At 67.0% G+C, this 19,349-nt stretch carries 19 protein-coding genes; 7 read left to right on the plus strand and 12 right to left on the minus strand.

The features are described 5' to 3' along the window. Positions 1-3 precede the first annotated feature (3 nt). From lolA to EOD73_RS02505, 3 genes are read right to left on the minus strand one after another with little or no spacing between them, the layout of a single operon-like run. Entirely contained in the window at positions 4-633 is a 630-nt protein-coding gene (lolA, locus tag EOD73_RS02495; RefSeq protein WP_127680551.1) for an outer membrane lipoprotein periplasmic chaperone LolA, read from the minus strand. Beyond that, the gene (locus EOD73_RS02500) at positions 630-2,960 is read right to left on the minus strand and encodes a DNA translocase FtsK (RefSeq protein ID WP_240660562.1); all 2,331 of its coding nucleotides are present in this window, start codon (positions 2,958-2,960) and stop codon (positions 630-632) included. Before EOD73_RS02500 ends, lolA begins: the two co-directional genes overlap by 4 nt. Positions 2,961-2,984: 24 nt before the next feature. Beyond that, positions 2,985-3,668: a Crp/Fnr family transcriptional regulator gene (locus EOD73_RS02505; protein ID WP_127680555.1), complete on the minus strand. Its 684-nt coding sequence runs from the start codon at positions 3,666-3,668 to the stop codon at positions 2,985-2,987. Between the two features lie 149 nt (positions 3,669-3,817). Here EOD73_RS02505 and trxB point away from each other — a divergent pair, with 149 nt between their 5' ends. The 3 genes from trxB to rpmG all read left to right on the plus strand — a co-directional run bounded on the left by trxB (position 3,818) and on the right by rpmG (position 5,373). Then, positions 3,818-4,765, plus strand: a complete 948-nt coding sequence (gene trxB / locus EOD73_RS02510; protein ID WP_127680557.1) for a thioredoxin-disulfide reductase — start codon at positions 3,818-3,820, stop codon at positions 4,763-4,765. A gap of 183 nt (positions 4,766-4,948) precedes the next feature. After that, positions 4,949-5,182 carry a 50S ribosomal protein L28 gene (gene rpmB, locus EOD73_RS02515; protein ID WP_022979438.1) on the plus strand — a complete coding sequence of 78 codons (234 nt, stop codon included), beginning with the start codon at positions 4,949-4,951 and terminating at the stop codon, positions 5,180-5,182. Between the two features lie 20 nt (positions 5,183-5,202). After that, positions 5,203-5,373 (plus strand): 50S ribosomal protein L33, encoded by a 171-nt coding sequence (gene rpmG, locus EOD73_RS02520; RefSeq protein WP_127680559.1) that lies wholly within the window; start codon positions 5,203-5,205, stop codon positions 5,371-5,373. Positions 5,374-5,458: 85 nt separating this feature from the next. Here rpmG and EOD73_RS02525 read toward each other — a convergent pair whose 3' ends face one another. The 4 genes from EOD73_RS02525 to purN form a co-directional block, all read right to left on the minus strand. Further along, positions 5,459-5,950: a DUF3016 domain-containing protein gene (locus tag EOD73_RS02525; RefSeq protein WP_127680561.1), complete on the minus strand. Its 492-nt coding sequence runs from the start codon at positions 5,948-5,950 to the stop codon at positions 5,459-5,461. 75 nt (positions 5,951-6,025) lie between these two features. Next, positions 6,026-7,261 carry a DesA family fatty acid desaturase gene (locus EOD73_RS02530; protein WP_127680563.1) on the minus strand — a complete coding sequence of 412 codons (1,236 nt, stop codon included), beginning with the start codon at positions 7,259-7,261 and terminating at the stop codon, positions 6,026-6,028. A gap of 122 nt (positions 7,262-7,383) precedes the next feature. Next, complete coding sequence (locus tag EOD73_RS02535) at positions 7,384-8,613, minus strand: RsmB/NOP family class I SAM-dependent RNA methyltransferase (RefSeq protein ID WP_127680565.1); 1,230 nt, start codon at positions 8,611-8,613, stop codon at positions 7,384-7,386. Between the two features lies 1 nt (position 8,614). Next, complete coding sequence (gene purN / locus EOD73_RS02540) at positions 8,615-9,241, minus strand: phosphoribosylglycinamide formyltransferase (RefSeq protein ID WP_127680567.1); 627 nt, start codon at positions 9,239-9,241, stop codon at positions 8,615-8,617. A gap of 51 nt (positions 9,242-9,292) precedes the next feature. On the opposite strand from purN, the gene trpS reads away from it, so the two are divergent. From trpS to EOD73_RS02555, 3 genes are read left to right on the plus strand one after another with little or no spacing between them, the layout of a single operon-like run. Continuing rightward, positions 9,293-10,270 carry a tryptophan--tRNA ligase gene (trpS, locus tag EOD73_RS02545; RefSeq protein WP_127680569.1) on the plus strand — a complete coding sequence of 326 codons (978 nt, stop codon included), beginning with the start codon at positions 9,293-9,295 and terminating at the stop codon, positions 10,268-10,270. After that, positions 10,270-10,722 (plus strand): DUF3717 domain-containing protein, encoded by a 453-nt coding sequence (locus EOD73_RS02550; protein WP_127680571.1) that lies wholly within the window; start codon positions 10,270-10,272, stop codon positions 10,720-10,722. The genes trpS and EOD73_RS02550 overlap by 1 nt, the downstream gene beginning before the upstream one ends. Continuing rightward, entirely contained in the window at positions 10,641-12,083 is a 1,443-nt protein-coding gene (locus EOD73_RS02555) for an MATE family efflux transporter (RefSeq protein ID WP_375137423.1), read from the plus strand. Before EOD73_RS02550 ends, EOD73_RS02555 begins: the two co-directional genes overlap by 82 nt. Here the strand turns inward: EOD73_RS02555 and EOD73_RS02560 are convergent. The 4 genes from EOD73_RS02560 to ettA form a co-directional block, all read right to left on the minus strand. Further along, positions 12,067-13,365 carry a HAMP domain-containing sensor histidine kinase gene (locus EOD73_RS02560; protein WP_127680575.1) on the minus strand — a complete coding sequence of 433 codons (1,299 nt, stop codon included), beginning with the start codon at positions 13,363-13,365 and terminating at the stop codon, positions 12,067-12,069. The two genes, EOD73_RS02555 and EOD73_RS02560, sit on opposite strands and share 17 nt — an antisense overlap. Further along, positions 13,362-14,078, minus strand: a complete 717-nt coding sequence (locus tag EOD73_RS02565) for a response regulator (protein WP_127682377.1) — start codon at positions 14,076-14,078, stop codon at positions 13,362-13,364. The genes EOD73_RS02560 and EOD73_RS02565 overlap by 4 nt, the downstream gene beginning before the upstream one ends. 13 nt (positions 14,079-14,091) lie before the next feature. Beyond that, the gene (locus tag EOD73_RS02570) at positions 14,092-14,568 is read right to left on the minus strand and encodes a Spy/CpxP family protein refolding chaperone (RefSeq protein ID WP_127680577.1); all 477 of its coding nucleotides are present in this window, start codon (positions 14,566-14,568) and stop codon (positions 14,092-14,094) included. Between the two features lie 104 nt (positions 14,569-14,672). After that, on the minus strand, positions 14,673-16,337 hold the full coding sequence (ettA, locus tag EOD73_RS02575) for an energy-dependent translational throttle protein EttA (RefSeq protein ID WP_127680579.1): 1,665 nt from the start codon (positions 16,335-16,337) through the stop codon (positions 14,673-14,675). Between the two features lie 33 nt (positions 16,338-16,370). Here ettA and EOD73_RS02580 point away from each other — a divergent pair, with 33 nt between their 5' ends. Then, entirely contained in the window at positions 16,371-16,820 is a 450-nt protein-coding gene (locus EOD73_RS02580; RefSeq protein ID WP_127680581.1) for a M4 family metallopeptidase, read from the plus strand. Between the two features lie 88 nt (positions 16,821-16,908). Here the strand turns inward: EOD73_RS02580 and EOD73_RS02585 are convergent, their stop codons facing one another. Continuing rightward, the gene (locus EOD73_RS02585; RefSeq protein WP_164845925.1) at positions 16,909-19,293 is read right to left on the minus strand and encodes a putative bifunctional diguanylate cyclase/phosphodiesterase; all 2,385 of its coding nucleotides are present in this window, start codon (positions 19,291-19,293) and stop codon (positions 16,909-16,911) included. Positions 19,294-19,349 lie beyond the last annotated feature (56 nt).

A 19,349-nucleotide genomic window follows, 5' to 3' on the forward strand; every position in this document is an offset into this window, starting at 1 on the left:
GCGTCAAGGCGCTCCGCCGTCCACCACGTCCATGCCCTTGCTGGGCACGAACTGGAAGCGCTCGGCCGCCAGCGGCACGTTGACCTCCAAGGGGCCGAACGTCAGCGTGGACTTCTGGCCCAGGCCGTCGACGATCTCCATCGCTGCCAACAGCTTGCCCTTCAGGCCGATGCGAAGGCGCTGAATGCCGGCGTCGGCCTGCTTGGGCGTGGCCGCCACCCAGGCCACGCCGTTGACCTCGGGCTCGGCCTTCAGCACGAAGGCCTCGCCCAGGGAGGTACCGGCCAAGATGGCCACGGGCGTCGCACTCACCACCTGGCTCATGGGGCGGCTGCTGGCTTGCATCAACTCGGGGTCGATCAGCCACACCTTCTTGCCGTCCCCGATCAAGGTTTGGGCCTCGGGCGGCTGGTAGTCGAAGCGAAACCGGTTGGGCCGCAAGAACTCGAAACTGCCCTGCGTGCTTCGGCGCTTTTTGCCGTCGGGCGACACCACCACCTGCGTGAAGTTCACCCGCCCCGACTGCACCTCGCGTTGAAAGGCCGTCAGTTGTTCCAGCGCGTTGGACTGGGCCCAGGTCGGCACCGTCAGGCCAGCGGACAACGCCAAGGCCAGCAAAAGTCGTCGCTTCATTCGTCTCGCTTCGGGATGATCAGGTCGCGGTTGCCGTTGGTGGCCATGCTGCTCACCAGGCCCGACTTTTCCATTTGCTCGAGCAGGCGCGCCGCGCGGTTGTAGCCAATGCGCAGGTGACGCTGCACCAAGCTGATGGAGGCCTTGCGGTGCTCCAGCACCACGGCCACGGCCTGGTCGTACATCGGGTCGCTCTCGCCATCGCTGGACGCCGCTCCCGCGGCCCCGGCATCGCCGCCCTCGCCCTCCAGCACCCCGCCCTCCAGGATGCCCTCGATGTAGTTCGGCTCGCCGCCCTGCTCCTTCAAATAGGCCACCACGCGGTGCACCTCGTCGTCGCTGACGTAAGCGCCGTGGACGCGCACCGGCAGGCCGGTGCCGCTGGGCATGTAGAGCATGTCGCCCATGCCCAGCAAGGCTTCAGCCCCCATCTGGTCGAGGATGGTGCGCGAGTCGATCTTGCTGCTCACCTGGAACGACAGGCGCGTCGGGATGTTGGCCTTGATCAGGCCCGTGATCACGTCGACGCTGGGGCGCTGGGTGGCCAAGATCAAGTGGATGCCCGCCGCGCGCGCCTTCTGGGCCAAGCGTGCGATCAACTCTTCGATCTTCTTGCCCACGACCATCATCAGGTCGGCCAACTCGTCGATCACCACCACGATGTGCGGCAAGCGATCCAAGGGCTCGGGCGCCTCCGGCGTCAGGCTGAAGGGGTTAGGGATGAGTTGCTCTTTGGCCTTGGCGTCGTCGATCTTCTTGTTGTAGCCCGCCAGGTTGCGCACGCCCATCTTGCTCATGAGCTTGTAGCGCCGCTCCATCTCGCCCACGCACCAGTTCAGCGCATTGGCGGCTTGCTTCATGTCCGTCACCACCGGACACAGCAGGTGCGGAATGCCCTCGTAGACGCTCATCTCGAGCATCTTGGGGTCGATGAGGATCAAGCGAACGTCGCGCGCCTCGGCCTTGTAGAGCAGGCTGAGGATCATGGCGTTGATGCCCACCGACTTGCCCGAGCCCGTGGTGCCCGCCACCAGGCAGTGCGGCATCTTGGCCAAGTCGGCCACCACGGGTGCGCCCACGATGTCCTTGCCCAGGCCCATGGTCAGCAGGCTTTGGGCATCGGCATAAACCTGCGAGCCCAGCACCTCGCAAAGCCGGATGGTCTGGCGGCGGGCATTGGGCAGCTCCAGCGCCATGTAGTTCTTGCCAGGGATCGTTTCCACCACGCGGATCGACACGAGGCTCAATGAACGCGCGAGGTCCTTGGCCAGGTTGACCACCTGCGACCCTTTCACGCCCGTGGCCGGCTCGATCTCGTACCGCGTGATCACCGGCCCAGGGTAGGCCGCCACAACGCGCACTTCGACGCCGAAGTCCTTGAGCTTCTTTTCGATCAAGCGGCTGGTCATCTCCAGGGATTCCGCCGTCACGGTTTCCACGCGGGCTGCCGGCGCGTCCAAGAGGTCGATCTGCGGCAGCTTGGCGTCGCTCAACTCCTGGAACAGGGGCTGTTGCCGCTCGGCCGCCACGCGGGTGCTGAGGGGCACCTCCACGGGCACGTTCAGCACCGGGGGTTCGATGTGCAGGGGCTCGTGAACAACGGCCTCCAGCTCGCGCTCGACCTTGGCCTCCTCCACCTCGGCCTCGCGGGCGACCAGGGCCTCCCGGCCCAGGCGCTCGTCTTCTTGTGCCTCCCGCGCGGAGGCTCGCCGGGCCAGTTCGGCCTCGATGGCCGCCCCGATGCGCTCCGCCGTTGCCAACCATGAGAAGCCCAGCGACCAGGCCATGCCCAGCACCAGCAAGACGATGCCCAGCAAGCCAGAGCCGGCGAAGCCCAGCCATTGCATGGCCATGGGCCCGAGCTCGTAGCCCAGCACCCCGCCTGCATGCCCGGGAACGCGGGACTCCCAACCGTACAGGCGCGTCCACTCCAAGAGGCAACTCGCACCCATCAGCAGCACCAGGCCCACGGGCACTTGCCAGGCCGGCCGAGGCGCCGTAGGCGGTTGGCCCTCGCGCCACACGGCTGCCAATGCACCGGCCCAATGGCGAGCCGCCACCACGACCAGCCACCAGGCCGATCCGCCAAATGCAAACAACAACAGGTCGGACAACCAAGCGCCGAACACCCCCAAGCGGTTGGCGGGAAGGGTGCGGTCGGTGGCGATGGAGTAGGCGCTGTCCCGCGCCTCGTGGCTGCCCAGCGCCAAGGCGAGCACCGCGATGAACACGGCCCCCCCCAGCAATGTCAGGGGCGCAAGGACCCACCGGGCGCCCGCGGGTGCCGCCGGCGGCTTCGAATCGAACTTCACGTCAAAGGCCCTCATGCGGGCCATTCTCTCAGCGGTGGCTCACTCGCCGTCGCTGTCGATGCGCGACTCCACGTGCTTCAGCACGACGGAGCCATCCTCCAAGGTCTCGATCTGGCCCCGCTCTTCCAGGTCCTTCATGACCCGGCTGACCATCTCGCGGGAGGCGCCCACCACCTTGGCCATGTCCTGCCGAGAGACGCGGCCACGAACGATCTTGCGGCCGTTGTCGTCCTCTGCCATGTCCATCAGCGTCCGTGCCACGCGGCCATAGACGTCCAACAGCGCCAGCGACTCGATCTGCCGGTCGGCATTGCGCAAGCGGGACACCAAGCCGCGCATGATCCCGTAGGCCATGCTGCCGGGGTCAGGCAGGCAGCGCGAGAACTCCTGCCGACCGAGCACCAGCACGTCGCACGGCGCTTCGGCACGAACCGTCGCCGAGGGGGGCTCCCCATCGATCAGGCTCATCTCGCCCACGTAATCGCCCGACTCCAGAACGGCCATGATCACTTCACGCCCCCGCTGGTCCGCGGTCAGCACGCGCGCGCGGCCGTTGAGCAAGATGAACAGCGCGTTGCTGTGCACGCCCTGCTCCACCAACAACTCGCCACGCTTGAACCGCCGCTTGGTCACGCTGTCGGCCACCGCCTGCGCCTGCTCGGCGGTCAGCATCGAAAACAGCCGCACGCGACGAATCAGATCCAGGTTTGACAGCATGGCCATGGGCAGCAACTCCTCAATTGGTTGTCAAGGGCGATGGAAATCGGCGCCCTTCTAAAATCGGCATTCTTTCTCAGTCCCGCAGGGGGAAAGCCCCGGTGCAACCCTGTGAGACCTTGCCGAACGGGCCTTTGCCCCCACACTCTCCCACCATGAGCCAACACCACCGCCTGATCATCTTGGGCTCGGGGCCGGCCGGCTACACCGCCGCCATCTACGCCGCCCGTGCCAACCTCAACCCCGTCCTGATCACGGGCATGGCGCAAGGCGGCCAGCTCATGACCACCACCGAGGTGGACAACTGGCCCGCGGACGTGATGGGCGTGCAAGGCCCGGAGCTGATGCAGCGGTTCCAAGAGCACGCCGAGCGCTTCAAAACGCAAATCGTGTTCGACCACATCAACGCCGTCGACCTCGGCCAACGCCCCTTCAAGCTCACGGGGGACTCCGGCCAGTACAGCTGTGATGCATTGATCATCGCCACCGGCGCTTCGGCGAAGTACCTCGGCCTGCCGAGCGAAGAAGCCTTCTCTGGGCGCGGTGTCAGCGCCTGCGCCACCTGCGACGGTTTCTTCTACCGCGACCGGGACGTGTGTGTGGTGGGGGGGGGCAACACCGCCGTTGAAGAGGCGCTGTACCTCAGCAACATCGCCAGCAAAGTGCACCTGATCCACCGCCGCGACAAGTTCAAGGCAGAGCCCATCTTGGTGGACAAGATGATGGAAAAGGTCGCTGCAGGAAAGATCGTGCTGCAAACCTTCCACACCCTGGACGAAGTCCTGGGGGACGCCAGCGGGGTCACGGGCGTGCGCATCAAGCACACGCAGTCGGGCGCGACGACCGACATCGCGCTGCACGGCTGCTTCATCGCCATTGGCCATTCGCCCAACACCGCCATCTTTCAAGGGCAGCTGGACATGAAAGACGGCTACCTGCGCACGCGGTCTGGACTGGACGGTTTCGCCACGATGACCAACGTGCCCGGTGTCTTCGCGGCGGGCGACGTTCAGGACCACGTGTACCGCCAAGCCATCACCAGCGCTGGGACGGGGTGCATGGCCGCCCTCGACGCCCAACGTTTCCTCGAACAGCAGGCTTGAGGGTCTGTCGGCGGTTTCGGGTTATACTCGCGGGCTTTCTTTGCCGTGGCCTTGGCCGCGTGACATCGAACGGGTTACCGCCACCCGAGCACTAACAAAGTGCATTTGGCGAGGTGAGGCCGCCCCGGATGGGCTCCAGACTGGAGCTGCCAGGGTCGCCGGACAACAAATGGAGTGTCCTCAATGGCACGCGTCTGCGAAGTCACGGGCAAGAAGCCCATGGTCGGGAACAACGTTTCCCACGCCAACAACAAAACCAAGCGCCGTTTCCTGCCCAACCTGCAGTACCGCCGCTTCTGGGTTGAGAGCGAGAACCGCTGGGTGCGCCTGCGCATCAGCAATGCCGCCCTGCGCCTGATCGACAAGAAGGGCATCGACGCCGTTCTGGCCGACCTGCGTGCCCGCGGTCAAGCCTAATCTCATCAAGGAGCGACAACATGGCTGCTAAAGGCGGACGCGAAAAAATCAAGCTGGAGTCCACCGCGGGCACCGGCCACTTCTACACCACGGCCAAGAACAAGAAGACCACGCCCCAAAAGCTGGAATTCATGAAGTTCGACCCCAAGGCTCGCAAGCACGTCCTGTACAAGGAAGTGAAGCTGAAGTGATGGCAGCGCCAGCCACCGGCTGGTGCACCAAAAGCAAGAACCCGCGCGTGCTTGGCACCGCGGGTTTTTTCTTGGGCCTGAAGATTCAACGACTCGCGAGCAGGCCCTTCAGCCAGCCTTGGAGCATCCGCTCTTCGTAGGCCAATCGCTGGAAATCGGCCGCCATCGGACGCGACATCAGGTAGCCCATGTCGCTGACCCGCTCCTGGCCCTCACGAAGCACGCGATCGCCGCTCTTCAGGGTGTAGCGCATTTCGATCATGGGCCAGCCCACATCGCGCATCACCCGCAGGCGCCGGGAAGCCGACCGAACCCACTCCAACTCGCCGGCCAGGTTCACGTCAACGACCGACACATCGAGGCTGTAGCCTGCAGGGAGCCGGGCCCCCAAACCTTCGAACACGGCACGCAAGGCCGCCACGTTGTCGTCGCGGTCGTCGGCGTACTCGCCCAGATCGGCGTAGTTCGCCAGGTCGCCCGCGAACTGCACACGGACCTTGGCGTCGGCCGCCGCATGTCCTTGCAACGCAACCGCGCTCAAGGCCGCGGCCAAGGCGAATTGGATCGATCGATTCATGACCTTCTCCGAGGGGGAAGACAGGCCAAAGTCTAGGACGGCGCCCTCCCCTCTGGAAAGGGCCGCCACCCTTCTTTACATCGCGAAGGCGGGCATGCGCGAAGCGCGCAAGCGCATGGACAAGGCGCGCAATTCCGCCACACCGCTTTCCTCGGCGCGTTGGCACCAGGCTTGCAACTCTTTGACCAACTGCTCGGCCGAAACGTTGGTGCGGGTCCACAGCGAGCGCAATTCCTCGCGCATCTGCACCAGTTTGTCCAACGCCGGGCTGGCCATGCGGGCCGCCTGGATCTGGGCCACGTGCTCACCCGGGATGCGGTCGGCATCGCGGGGCAGCCAGCGTTTGGCCAGCTTGATCTGCCGCCACTGCGCGCTTTGCTTGGCACCCTCGGCCTTCAAGCGCTTCAGCTCGCGGCGGCAAGCGGCACGCATTTCGCGGCCGAAGCGGGCCATGACCTCGTAACGGTTGGCGATCAAGGTTTCCAGGGTTTGTTGGTCGGCCGGCTTGATGTCGCCCTCCAACATTTGCGGCGGCACCTTGCGCGGCTGGGCCAGCTTCAGGGTCTGCAGCACGCGGATGTAGAACCAACCCAGGTCGAACTCGAACCGCTTGACCGAGAACTTGGCCGAAGTCGGGAAGGTGTGGTGGTTGTTGTGCAGCTCTTCACCGCCGATGACCAAACCCCAGGGCATCAGGTTGGTGGACGCGTCGGGCGCTTCGAAGTTGCGATAGCCCTTGGCGTGACCCAGGCCGTTGATGATGCCGGCCGCCGTCACCGGGATCCACATCATCGTCACGGCCCACATCGTGGCCCCCCAAGCGCCGAACAGCGCCAGGAACACGATCAAAAGCAAGGAAACGCCCCACACCGAATGGCGCGTGTACAGGTTTCGCTCGATCCAATCATTCGGCGTGCCGTGCCCGTACTTGCTCAGGGTCTCTTGGTTCTTGGCTTCCGCCCGGTACAACTCCGAGCCGCGTTGCAGCACGGTGCTCAAGCCGTGCGCGACCGGGCTGTGGGGGTCTTCCGAGGTTTCGCATTTGGCGTGGTGCTTGCGGTGGATCGACACCCACTCCTTGGTCACCATGCCCGTGGTCAACCACAGCCAAAACCGGAAGAAATGCGACGGGATCGCGTGCAGGTCCAGCGCGCGGTGCGCCTGCGACCGGTGCAAAAACAAGGTGACGGAGATGATGGTCAGGTGCGTGACCACCAAAGTGACCGCCACCATCGTCAAGCCGCTGACACCCAACAAGCCTTCGCCTGCCCAGGTGGCAAACGCGGCGAAGAGCGAGTTCAAAGCTTCCATGCCCAAGCGCTGCAGGACGCAGCGTCCAAAGTGACCAAAGCTTGCAATTCTAGGTGAGCCCCCCTAGGCCGGGGGCACGGCGGCAGAAACTGTTGCGCTGCATCAATTTCAGCGCACGCCACTCATGACTTCGTCCACACCGCCGCGAAGAAGCCATCGGTGCCATGGCGGTGTGGCCACAGGCGCAAGCACCCGTTCTCGACGAGCACCGAATCCACCAACTCGGCCGCGTCCATGCGCACGAAGCCCGGCGCGCCGAAGGCATCGGCCACCCCTTCGTTCTCGGCGTCCAACAGGCTGCAGGTGGCGTACACCAAGCGACCGCCCGGTTTCAACAGGCGCGCCGCCGAGGCCAAGATCGCCTGTTGCCGTTGCACCAACTCGGCCACGGCCGCCGGGCTTTGGCGCCATTTCATGTCGGGATTTCGCCGCAGGGTGCCCAGGCCCGAACAAGGCGCATCGACCAGCACCCGGTCCAACTTTCCCGACAGGCGCTTGATGCGCTCGTCGCGCTCGTGGGCGATCTGGATCGGGTAGACGTTGCTCAAACCCGAGCGGGCCAAGCGGGGGCGCAGGGCTTCCAAACGGTGGCCCGCCACATCGAACGCGTACAGGCGCCCGGTGTTGCGCATGGCCGCCCCCAGCGCCAAGGTCTTGCCGCCAGCCCCGGCGCAGAAATCGGCCACCATCTCGCCCCGTTTCGCGTCCAGCAGCAGGGCCAGCAGTTGGCTGCCCTCGTCCTGCACCTCGATGACCCCGTTCTTGAACAAAGGCCACTGGTTCAGGGCCGGCTTGCCTGCCAAGCGAATGCCCCAGGGCGAGTACGGGGTGGCCTTGGCCTCCACGCCTTGTGCCTGGAGTTCGGCCAGCACCGCGTCTCGCTTGGCCTGCAGGCTGTTCACGCGCAGGTCCAACGGGGCCGACTCCAGCAGGCTGTCGGCCAGAGCGTCGAACTCCGGGCCCAGGCGCTTTTGCAGCGGCTCGGCAATCCAGTCGGGCAGGTTGTGCCGCAGCTTGGGCTGCAGGCTCGCGCGGTCGATGTGCGAGGCGGCCGCCAACCAATCGCGCTCAGGGCCTTCGACGGCCGCATCGCGCAGCCTTGGTTCCCCAGCCCACCCCAGCAACACCAAGCGCCGCTCCATCGGGCCGCGCCCGCTCTGGGCCAGGTTCTGCCAGAGCAATCGTCGGCGCAAAACGGCGTACGTGGTTTCGGCCAAGGCGGCACGTTCGCGCGAACCCAGGCTGCGGTTGGCACGGAAGTAGGCCGACACCACGGCGTCGGCCGGCTGCTCGAAGCGCAGCACCACGTGGAGCAGCTCGCAGGCTGCGTCGATCAAGGCTTTGGGGTGCATGTCAGGTGAAAAGCTGGGCAGCGCCTTGCTGGTGGACAACCCGGGCCCCGTCAATACGGAGCTCGTCTTGCAGGAACCAGCGAACGGCTTGGGGGTACATCTGGTGCTCGAGGGCCAACACGCGGGCGGCCAAGCGCTGCGCGTCGTCGCCCGGCAGGACCGGCACCACGGCTTGCGCCACGATCGGACCGTGGTCCAACTCGGCCGTCACCAAGTGAACGGTGGCCCCGGCGACTTGACAGCCCGCCTCCAAAGCGCGCTCGTGGGTGTGCAGGCCGGGAAAAGCGGGCAGCAGGGACGGGTGGATGTTGAGCAGCCGGCCGCTGTAATGGGCCGTGAAGGCCGGCGTCAGGATGCGCATGAAGCCCGCCAAGACCACGAGGTCGGGGGCATGGGCATCGATGGCCTCGCGCAGCGCAGCATCGAAAGGTTCTCGCCCAGCGTAAGCCTTGTGATCGACCACCGCCGTCGCGATCCCCTGCGCCGCGGCGAAGGCCAAGCCGGCCGCCTCGGGCCGGTTGCTGATGACCGCGGCAATGCGGCCCGGCCAGGACTCTCTCTGGCAGGCGTGGACGATGGCTTCCATGTTGGAACCCCGCCCGGAGATCAAGATCACGACGTTCTTCATGCGGCTGCAGTGTAGAGAGGCGAGAATCCGCGCCCCCCAAAGCGCGCACCCATGAACCCCGCCCTCCCCTGCGTCATCTCCGGCATGCGCCCCACCGGCGCGCTGCACCTCGGCCACTTTCACGGCGTCCTCAAGACCTGGGTGGCCCTGCAGGCCGAACACGATTGCCGGTTTTTTGTCGCCGATTGGCACGCCCTGACCGGCGCGTCGGCCTTGCCCCACGACGAGGCCGTGTACGAGATGGTGGTGGACTGGTTGGCGGCGGGCATCGACCCGGAGCGCACCACCCTGTTCCTGCAAAGCCGCATGCCCGAGCACGCGGAGTTGTTCACCTTGTTGGCGATGCACACGCCCTTGGCCTGGTTGGAGCGGGTCCCGGGCTTCCGAGAGAAGGCCGACCAGCACCCCACCTACGGCCTGCTCGGTTACCCCTTGCTGCAAGCCGCTGACATCCTGGCGCACAAGGGCGAATGGGTGCCGGTGGGCCAAGACCAAGCCGCCCATTTGGAATTGGCCCGCGAGGTGGCACGGCGCTTCAACCACCGCTCGGGTCGGCAACTGTTCCCAATGCCACAGGCGCGCTTCAGCGATGCCCCGCGCCTCACCGGGCTGGATGGGCAGAAGATGAGCAAAAGCGCCGGCAACGCCATCGGAATGCGCGAGTCGCCGGCGAGCGTGCACGCCAAGCTGCGGGCCATGCCCACCGATCCGCAACGGGTGCACCGGCACGACGCCGGCGAGCCAGAGCGCTGCCCGGTTTGGGCCTTGCACGCGGTGATCACCCCGTCCGACGACCGCGCGGACTTGGCCGCCGGCTGCCGCACCGCCGGCATCGGTTGCCTGGATTGCAAGGGCGCCCTGGCCGACCGCATCGTGGCGCAGCAGGCGCCATGGCGGGAACGGGCTGCGGCCCTGGAGCCCAAGCAGGTGCACTGGTTGATGGAAGTCGGCACCGAGCGAGCGCGGGCCTACGCCAGGAAGACCCTGCGCGAGGTTCGCGAGGTGCTGTCGTTCCAAGCGGAGGCCTGATGGACGCCGTGGGCCTGCACATCACCGACCTGGAAGCCGCCATCAACTGGTGGCGGGCCAAGTCTCCGTCGCCGGACGGCATCAGCGCCTGTGCCGAGGTGCGTGCGCTGGCGGAGGTTTATGCGCTGATGGTGTACCACCACGAGAACACCTGGGACCCGGCCCGGCTGAGCGCCTTGGCGGCCGACGCGGTGCACGCCTGGTACGCCACCACGCCCGACTCGCCCTGCATCGCCATCTGCTCCACCGCCCAGGGCGACGCGACCTGCAAAGGCTGTGGCCGCAGCTTCGACGAGGTTCGCGACTGGCCCCAGTTGAGCCCCTTCCATAAGCGGGCGGTGTGGCGTCGCATCACCCTGGACGCCACGGCTTGGCGCTTCAATCGCTATGCCGAACGGGCCCAAGAGCGCGAGGGCCAGCAGCTCGACCTCCAAGAAGGGACGCCCCCCTGATCCCGCGCTTCCGAGACAGCGTTCGACGCCTGCTGCCGCTGGCCTGGCCGGTCTGGATCGGGCAACTGGCGGTCATGCTCTTCAGCACCGTGGACACGCTGATGCTGGGCCGCGTCGGCCCGGTGGACTTGGCCGCCCTGGCCGTGGGGTCGGCGGCCTACATCACCATCTTCGTCGGCCTCATGGGCGTGGTGCTGGCGGTCGGCCCCATGGTGGGCCGCCAGTTCGGCGCCCGGGACCTGCCCGCCGCTGGGCGCCATCTGGTGCAGGCGCAGTGGCTGGCGCTGCTGGCCTGCGTGCCCGGCTGCGCCGTGCTGCTTTGGCCCGAACCTTTCGTGTGGCTGGCTCGCCTGGACCCCGCCTTGGCCGACAAGGTGGCGGCCTACACGCGGCCGCTGGCCATCGCCCTCCCCTTTGCCCTGTTGACCACGGCTTTCCGCGGCTTCGCCAACGCGGTGAGCCGGCCCAAGGCGGTCATGGCCCTGCAACTGGGCGGGCTGGCTTTGAAAGTGCCGCTGAACGCTTTGCTGGTGTTCGGCTGGGGGCCGCTGCCTGCCATGGGCGTGGCCGGCTGCGCCTGGGCCACGACCTTGGTGATGGCCCTGCAGGCGGCTTGCGCCCAGGCCTTGCTGCGGCGAGACCCGTTCTACCGACCGTTCTCGGTACCGCATCTGTGGGACACCCGGCCGGACTGGAAGGCGCTGGCGGCCCAGCTTCGCCTGGGGCTGCCCATGGGCGGTTCCATCCTCGTGGAGGTCACGGGCTTCACCTTCATGGCCTTCTTCATCGCGCGCTTGGGCGCCACCGCGGTGGCGGGCCACCAGATCGCCGTGAACCTGGTCGCCATGATGTTCATGATGGCATTGGCCTTGGGCACGGCGGGCCAAACCTTGGTGGCCCAGCACATCGGCGCCGGTCAGTGGGGCCACGCGCGGGCGGTCGGTCGGCATGCCTTGCTGCTTTGTGCCGCGCTGGCCGCGGTGCTCGGCGGCCTGGTGGCCGGCGCCCGCGCCCCGGTGGTGGCGCTGTACACCGACAACGCCGAAGCCGCCGCCGCCGCCCTGCCTCTGCTGGTGTGGATCTGGTTCTTCCACCTGGGCGACGCGGTGCAGACCGTGTCGGCCTCGGTGCTCCGCGCCCACCACGTGGCCACCTTGCCCATGGTCATCTACGTGCTAGCGCTGTGGGGCGTGGGCATCGGCGGGGGGTACTGGCTGGCCTTCGGGCCGCCGGGATTGGGGGCGGTGGGCTTTTGGTCGGCCGCCACGGCCGGCCTGCTGACGGCGGCCACGCTCCTGGTGGCCCTGCAAGTCTGGGTGGAGCGCCAGGAAGCGCCCCCGCCTGTCACGTCGGCAGGCTGAGCACGAAGCGGCTGCCACCGCCCTCACGCGGCTCGCAGCGCACCGCACCGCCGTGCGCCTCGGCAATCTGCCGCACCAGGGCCAGCCCCAGCCCCACGCCGCCCGCCACCTCGGCGTGGCCCGGCAGCCGAAAGAAGGGCTCGAAGATGCGCTCCCGCAAGGCCTCGGGCACGCCAGGGCCGCGGTCCAACACCACCACGTCGATCGTGCCGGGCGAACGCCGCAAGGCCACCGACTGGCTGTCACCGCCGTAGCGGCGGGCGTTTTCCAGCAGGTTGCGAATGGCCCGGCGCACCAAACGCTCGTCGCCCATCCAGTCGTCGGGCAGCTCGCCCTCGAGTTCGTCCAAAGGCACGTCCACACGGGCGGCTTCTTCGGCCACCAGGCCCAGCAGGTCGACCGGCTCGCGCCGCAGCGCCTGGCCCTGCTGGGCCTCCACGCGCGCCGACATCAGCAGTTCTTCCAGCAGGGCATCAAGCTCGCCGAGGTTGCGTTGAACTTCCTGCTCCAGCTTGGGGTCGCGCTCGCGGTCGGGCCGCAGCGCCAGCGCCATCTTGAGCCGCGCCAGCGGCGAGCGCAGTTCGTGGCTGGCATTGGCCAACAGGTTTTGGTGGGCCTTCAGCAACTGGGCCACGCGGTCGGCCGTTCGGTTGAAGCTCGCCGCCACGGTCGCCACCTCGTCACGCCCTTGCAATGCCACGCGGTGGTCCAGGTCCCCAGCTCCGAAACGCTCCACGCCGTGCTTGAGCGTCTCCAGCCGGCGCGTCAGCCCACGCACGACGGGATAAGCCCCCACCGCCACGCCAACAAACAGCAAGCCGAACAAGACCAGCAGGGCGTGCACCCCAGCGGCACTGCGCGGCCATCCCGGCACCAACGGGCGCTCGGCCTCGGCCCGCGCCGCACCGCGCAGGCGCATGACGAGCAATCGCCGGCCATCGTCCAGGGGCACCGCCTGGGGCGTGCCTCCGCGTTCTTCCATGCGCTCGTAGCGCGGCATGGCGGCAATGAGGCGGCCCTGGGCGTCCTCCAGGGCCAGAGGCACGCGCAGTTTTTGGCCCCAGTGGCGCAAGGCCTCGGCCTGCGTCGCGGCCGAAGCCTCGGCCGGTGGCAAGGCGCTGTGCAGCAATTGCGCCATGGCTTGGACCCGCTCGTCTTGGGCCGTGTCGAACAACTCCCGCTCGCGGTCGAGTTGGCGCTGGGCGATGACCCCCGCCAAAAAGGCGAAGGCCAACAGCACGGCCACCACCGTGAGGTAAATCCGCAGGAACAAGGAGTTCACGCGGCGTCGCCGTCTTGCTTGCGGGCGAACACATAACCAGCGCCCCGCACGGTCAACAAGCGCTTGGGCGTTCGCGGGTCGTCCTCGATCGCCGCCCGGATGCGCGAGATGTGCACGTCGATGCTGCGATCGAAGGCCTCCAGCGGATGCCCTTTCAAGGCGTCCATGATCTGGTCTCGGGTCATGACCCGCCCAGCGTGACGCGCCATGACCACCAAGAGCTCGAACTGGTGGCTGGTCAGGGCGCAATCGTCGCCCCCCAACCGGGCGCAGCGTTCGCCCAAATCGATTTCCAGCCGGCCGAAACGCAACACCTCGGCCGCCGGGCCGGCCGCTTGCCCGCGCCGAAGGAGGGCCTTCACGCGCGCCAGCAGTTCCCGGGGCTCGAAGGGCTTGGCAAGGTAGTCGTCGGCCCCCAGTTCCAGGCCGATGACGCGGTCCATGGGTTCGCCGCGGGCGCTGAGCATCAGCACGGGCAGGCCTGCCGCTTGCGGCACGGCGCGCAATTGGCGGCAGAAATCCAGGCCATCCCCGTCCGGCAGCATCAGGTCAAGGATCACCGCATCGGGCAAGGCGGATTTCGCCGCCAGCACCTGCCGGGCCGAGGCCAAGTTCGGCGCCACCTGGACGCGGTAGCCGGCCGCGCCCAAGTAGCCCTCCAGCATCTCGGCCAGGCGCGCGTCGTCGTCGACGAGCAGCACCTGGGCTTGGATGCGCCCACTGGGCTCACTGAGCGCCACGGCGCTCCTTCATTGCGTCCATGCGCTCTTGCATGCGCTTCATGCGCTTGGCGCCCTTCTCCGCGACCTTGGCGCGCTGCGCCGGGGTCAGCACGCGACCCGCCTCAACCATCGCGCGGGTCATGCGAACGCTGGCCTGCTCGTGCAGGGTGGCTTGTTGCTTGCGCACGGCCTCGATGGCCGCCGCGTCGATTTGCGAAGCCGCCCACAGGGTCATGAGCTGGTGGCGCAAGGCCATGCCTTGTTGGTGCTGCGCCTTCAGGTCGTCGTGCGCGGTCCGCATGATTTGTTGGATTTGCTGACGCTGCGCGTCGCTCGCGTCCACATCGTCCAGCATTTCCATCATGCGCATGCCGTGCATGCCGCCGTGGTCCGGCCCCCCCATCGGGCGGGCCATGACGGCGGGGGCGGCCGCAGCCAGCACCAGGGCACTGGCCAGCACGAGGGTCTTCAAAGTCTTCATGGCATCACTCCATCGAGCGGTTGGAATGCTGCCACTGTCGGCTCGGCGGGTTTCAGGGCCTTGCGTGCCACGTAAAGAAGCGTTGCAAGGCCCCGCCACCGACGTCACACGATGGGCTTGTAGCGAACGCGCTTCGGGCGCGCGCCTTCTTCGCCCAAGCGCTTCTTCTTGTCGGCTTCGTACTCGCTGTAGTTGCCGTCGAAGAAGGTCCACTGGCTCTCGCCCTCGCAGGCCATGATGTGCGTGCAGATGCGGTCCAGGAACCAGCGGTCGTGGCTGATGACCATGGCGCTGCCGCCGAACTCCAGCAGCGCTTCTTCCAGCGCGCGCAAGGTTTCGACGTCCAAGTCGTTGGACGGCTCGTCCAGCATCAGCACGTTGCCGCCCTCGGCCAGGGTCTTGGCCAAGTGCAAACGGCCGCGCTCCCCGCCAGAGAGCTGCCCGACGAGCTTTTGCTGGTCGTTGCCCTTGAAGTTGAATCGGCCCAGGTACGCCCGGCTGGGCATGACGAACTTGCCCACAACGATGTTGTCGAGGCCGCCCGACACGTCTTCCCAAACGGTCTTCTCGGCCGCCAGGCTGGCGCGGCTCTGGTCGACGAAAGCCAGCTTGGCCGTTTTGCCGATCAGCACCTCGCCACTGTCGGGCTTCTCGGTGCCTTGGATCATGCGGAACAGCGTGGACTTGCCGGCGCCGTTGGGGCCGATGATGCCGACGATGGCGCCGGGCGGCACCTTGAAGCTGAAGTTGTCGATCAGCACCCGATCGCCGAAGCTCTTGGTGACGTTCTTGAATTCGATGACTTCGTTGCCCAGGCGTTCGGCCACCGGGATGAAGATTTCATTGGTTTCGTTGCGGCGCTGGTAGTCGACGTCGCTCAGCTCTTCGAAGCGCGCCAAACGGGCCTTGCTCTTGGCCTGACGCCCCTTGGCGTTGGAGCGAACCCACTTGAGTTCTTCCTTCATCGCCTTCATGCGGGCGTCTTCGCTGCGCTGCTCTTGCTCGAGTCGCGCTTCCTTCTGGTCCAACCAGTCGGTGTAGTTGCCCTTGTAAGGGATGCCGTGGCCACGGTCGAGTTCCAAGATCCACTCGGCGGCGTTGTCCAAGAAGTAGCGGTCGTGGGTCACGGCCACCACGGTGCCGGGGAAGCGCTGCAGGAACTGCTCCAGCCACTCAACCGATTCGGCGTCCAAGTGGTTGGTGGGTTCGTCGAGCAAGAGCATGTCGGGCTTGCTGAGCAGCAGGCGGCACAGCGCCACGCGGCGCTTCTCGCCACCCGACAGCTTGCCGATCACCGCGTCCCAGGGCGGCAGGCGCAGGGCGTCGGCGGCCAATTCCAACTGCAGGTCGGTGTTGTCGCCACCGCTGGCGGCGATGACGGCCTCCAACTCGGCCTGCTCCGCCGCCAGGGCGTCGAAGTCGGCGTTTTCGTCGGCGTAGGCGGCGTACACCTCGTCGAGTCGCTTCTTGGCGGCCAGCACGCCGCCCACGCCCTCTTCCACGGCCTCGCGAACGGTCTGGTCGGGGTTCAGCTCGGGCTCTTGGGGCAGGTAGCCGATCTTGATGCCCGGCATCGGGTAGGCCTCGCCCTCGAACTCCTTGTCGATGCCCGCCATGATCTTGAGCACGGTGGACTTGCCCGAGCCGTTCAAGCCCAACACGCCAATCTTGGCGCCGGGAAAGAAAGACAGCGAGACGCCCTTCAGGATCTGACGCTTGGGGGGCACCGTCTTGGTGACCCGGTTCATCGTGAATACGTATTGAGCCATGGGGGGAGGAGTTGCCAGTGGGCGCAGGGCGAGATGCCACGGCGCAAACCGTGCATTATCGCGGCGCGCCCGGCGGGAGGTGGCAAGGCCCTGCGCTACATGTCGCAACCCAGCAAGGACGGCGCGAGCGCCGACTGCTGGTACAGCGGCCTGGGCTCGCTCGATGTGCACTACAACTCCGGCGTGGCCAACCACTTCTTCTACCTGTTGGCCGAAGGCACGGGGGGCAACGGCTTCGGCGCCAGCAAGACCTGCGCCGCCGCCGACACCAAGACGGCCACCGGCACGGGCAGCGTGAGCGGCATCGGCCGCGATGCCGCCGGCAAGATTTGGTACCGCGCACTGACGGTCTACATGACCTCCAGCACCAACTACGCCGGGGCCCGCACGGCCACGCTCAAGGCCGCCACCGACCTCTACGGCGCGGGCTCCACGCAGTACAACGCGGTGGCTTCGGCCTGGACGGCGGTGAAGGTGAACTGAGCCGGGTCAGCGACCCATACCAAGGGGCCCCTCGGGGCCCCTTTTTCATGGACGTCCGCGCGGCACAACGGCCTGCGCGGCAGCCGCCTCAATAGCGCGCGTCGGTCAGCGGCGCGGCCACCGATTCGGGCAACTCGTCGGACGACAAGGGCGTGCGGAAAGGCACCCAGTCGCGAACCATCGTGGCCAAGTCTTCGGCGGGCATGGGTCGCGCCACCAAGAAGCCTTGGATGCTGGCGCAGCCGTTGCGGGCCAAGACTTCCAGCTGGGCCGGCTCTTCCACGCCTTCGGCCACCGTGTCCATGCCCAGGATCTTGGCCAAGTTCAGGATGGTGCGAACGATGGCGCGGGCGTCGCTGGTTGTGATCAGCTCGCGGATGAAGGCTCGATCGATCTTCAGCTTGTCGAAGGGGAAGCGCCGCAGGTAGGCCAACGACGAGTAGCCCGTGCCAAAGTCGTCCAGGGCCACGCGCAGGCCGAGGGCCTTGATGGCATGCAAGTTCTCCAAGGCCGTGGAAAGGTTCTCCATCAGCAAGGATTCGGTGACCTCGATCTCCAGGGTGTCGGGCGGCACCTGGTGCGCCCGCATGAGCTGCTCCAACTCGTTCACGAAGCCTGGGCGTTGAAGTTGCACGGCCGAGCAGTTCACCGCCACGTGCAAGCCGGCCAAGGGACCTTGGATGTCGCTGCAGGCCCGCGCCAGCACCCAGGCGCCGATGTTGTTGATCAGGCCCGATTCTTCGGCCAGCGGGATGAACTCCACCGGCGACACCATGCCCAACTTCGGGTGATTCCAGCGGATCAAGGCCTCGGCGCCCACGATCCGCCAGCTGGCGATGTCCACCTGAGGTTGGTACAGCACCTGGAACTGGTCCCGCAGCAGGGCCTCGCGCAACTCGCGTTCCAGCGTCAAACGACGCCGTTGACTGGCACCCAACTCCGGCGAGAACACCGCCACCCGCCCCCGGCCGCCCGCCTTGGCTTCGTACAGCGCCAAGTCGGCCGCCACCAGGGCCTCGTCGACCGTCTGCGCATGCTCTGGCAAGAACGCCACCCCGATGCTGACGCCCGTGTTCAAGGTCAAACCTTGTGCGTTGCAGGGCGCCCGCATGCTGACCACCAGGCGATCGGCCAGGGCCAAGACCTCTTGCGGATCGCGCACGTCGTCCAGCACGACCGCGAACTCGTCACCGCCCAAGCGACCGCACAGGTCGGCCTTGCGCATGTGCTTGCGCAGGCGCCGGCCCACTTCCTGCAACACGTCGTCGCCCACGCTGTGGCCGTGGGAGTCGTTGATGGCCTTGAAGTTGTCCAAATCCAAGCACAAGAGCGCGCTGTTGCGGCCCGCCTGCCGCTTGCCGTCCACGGCCTGGGACAGGCGGTTGCGCACACTGACCCGGTTGGCCAAGCCCGTGAGCGAGTCGTAGTGCGCCAAGAAGGCCAGGTGCTGGTTCGACTGACGCTCGCTCGTCACGTCGCTCAGCACGCCCCGCCACCCCCGAGACTTGCCCTGGTCGTCCAGCAGCGGCTTGGCCGTGATGGACCACCAGCGCGGTCCGTGGGCGGTGGCCACGCGCACCACCTGATCCCTGAACGGATCGCCGGCATCGAGTGCCGACTTCAGCCGCGCCACACCGCCCGAGCCCTCTTGCTGCATGGCGGTCAGAACCGCCAGGAACTGCAGTTGGCCCAAGCGTTTGACGGGCCGCTCGAACAGGCCCGCCAGGCGCTCCGAAGGCTGCACAAAACGACCCTGGCTGTCGATTTCCCACAGCACATCGGCGGTGGATTCTTCGAAATCGCGCAAGAGCAAGCCCACCACCTCGGACTGCCGCGAGGCGTCCCGCTCGGAGCGCAAGCGCTGCGTGAACAGGCGCGACACCGCCAACACGATGAGGACCAGGCTGATGCAGTACAGCACCATCAGGGCTTGGATGACGCCGTTGTAGGCGCCATCGTCCATGCCCAAGGCCACGATGGCCGACAGCATCATGGCGCCGGCGTAGCCCAAGGCGGCCGGCGGCAACATGGCCAAGGCCAGTGCACCTGCGCACGTGAGGCCCGTCACCAGCACCGCGATCAGCAGTTGCAGGCCCGCCGGGCTGTGGGGGAACCAGAACAGTGGCATCAAGCCCCACAAGGCGCCGAACAAGGTGGCATGGAAGGTGGCCCGGCGCACCAGGGTCGGCCGCACGGCCTGCAAATCACGCCGACTCAGCCGCCACCACCCGAACAGGCCCGACAGCGCCATGGCCACCAAGGCCGCCGCCCAAGGGGTGAGCACGATGCCCGGCACGTGCGGCTGCAGCACCCAAGCGCACAGGGCGACGTTGAACACACTCGCCGCCATGGTCCAGGGCGTGGTGGCCAGCACCGCCCTCACATGGCGGGCGCGCAGCTCGGCACTGTCGGCATCCCGTGCCGACCACAACCGCCTCACATCACCCACCCAGCGTTGCCACTCGCTCGCCATCGGATCCTGAACTCGCTCAATACCCGCCGACTCTAGCCGCCCGGCTCGGGGCCCCT

It is taken from the genome of Inhella crocodyli, from assembly GCF_004004565.1.
GTDB classification, from domain to species: Bacteria; Pseudomonadota; Gammaproteobacteria; order Burkholderiales; family Burkholderiaceae_C; genus Inhella; species Inhella crocodyli.